The 1603-nt window shown below is 39.1% G+C and carries 1 pseudogene; it reads right to left on the reverse strand.

The features are described from left to right. Nucleotides 1-181 precede the first annotated feature (181 nt). Nucleotides 182-1575: pseudogene (locus WYK_RS23830) on the reverse strand (IS3 family transposase). Nucleotides 1576-1603 lie beyond the last annotated feature (28 nt).

The following is a 1603-nucleotide window of genomic DNA, read 5'->3' on the forward strand; positions in this document are numbered from 1 at the left end:
TTTTGTGGTGACCCCAAAAAGTTAGACTTTAATGGAGAGGAGAAATCCTCTCTATTTGTTTATCTTTAGTGTCCAGAAACGATATACCATCATTTCTGGACTAGCTCCTCAAAAGGAAAGTACGAATACTAGCGTTAAGCCTTGCTTCATAGTAGCTATCTTATTGATTACTTATTATTCACTAGGCTGCTTGGTTTTGCTGATAGTTTTCTCTATACGTAACGGGACTTTGCCAATCCAATTTGAACTTTATCCGTTCATAATTGTAATAAATGATGAATTTATCAATCGCTGTTTTAAGTTCTTCAAAGCTAGTATACGTATTTCCGTAGTACATCTCTTGTTTCAAAATTCCAAAAAAGTTCTCCATGGGTGAGTTATCCAGGCAGTTCCCCTTTCGGGACATACTTTGAAAAATACCATGGTCTTTCATTTTTTTGGCATAGGATTTCATTTGGTAAGCCCATCCTTGATCAGAATGGAACGTTCGACGGTATGGACAGTCAGAAGTAATTTGAATGGCTTCTTCAAGTGCCTCATGAATTCCTCTAGCTGTTGGTTTCTCCGTTATTCGATAAGACAGAATTTCCCCATTAAACATGTCCATGAAGGGATCTAGGTACAGTTTCTTGATTTGAACGGAACCAGTTGGACTCTTTACGAAATACTTGAATTCTGTGGTATCAGTGGTGATTTTTTGGTGACAGACACTGGTATAGAACCGTCGGTGAATTCGATTTTTCGAAACGGTTCCCACTGTCCCTTTATAGGAACTATATTTTCTTGATTTCCGAGTATAGGACGTGACTTGAAGACCCAATTTACTCATCAAACGTTGTACCTTTTTCATATTAATATGAATGCCACGATTTCGTAACTCTTGTGTCATTCTGCGATAGCCATAGTCTTTATGTGAAGAACGTATCTCTTTCATCAGGGACTCAATTTCTTCGTCCTTATTAGGCATATCAAATCGTTTTACCCAATAGTAGTATGTTGCCTTTCGATAGCCTGTTGCTTCAAGGATCACTGTTAATTTGAAGTCTTTGGTGAGTTCTTTGATGACTCTGGCTTCTGTTTTAGCAGTCGGCTCGGAATATTGTGCCCTGAAGCGCGGAGCTTTTTTATGAAAGCTAATTCCGCTCGTAGTTTTTCAGCTTCATGTTCCAACTCTTTCCTCGTCATTTCTTTAAAATCACTACGTGGTTGTTCTGTCATTTTTGGACGCCCCTTCGGTTTAGGCATCAGCCCCTGAGCTCCTCCTTGTTCAAATTCCTTCATCCATCTAGAAATCGTATATGGAAGGGTAAGTTTGAACTGTTTGGCTGCTGCATAGGTTGATTCACCTGTCTCTTTCATCCAGTTTACGACATCCATTTTAAATTGACCAGAATAGGTAGTTTTAGTGTTTTTTCGCTCTAAACCAGCTCGTCCAAGTAAGTTATAAGCGTTCACCCATTTTCGAACCATGGAGCGATCAATGGTGTACTTTTCACCCAAAGTCCGATAGCCCCCAACTCCTGCCAAGTAGTCATTGACCACTGCTTGTTTAAAATTCACATCATATTTAGCCATAAAAATACCCCCAAAAGTTATTGTCTAA

Origin of the sequence: Peribacillus psychrosaccharolyticus ATCC 23296, from assembly GCF_000305495.1 — a bacterium.
GTDB lineage: Bacteria > Bacillota > Bacilli > Bacillales > DSM-1321 > Peribacillus > Peribacillus psychrosaccharolyticus.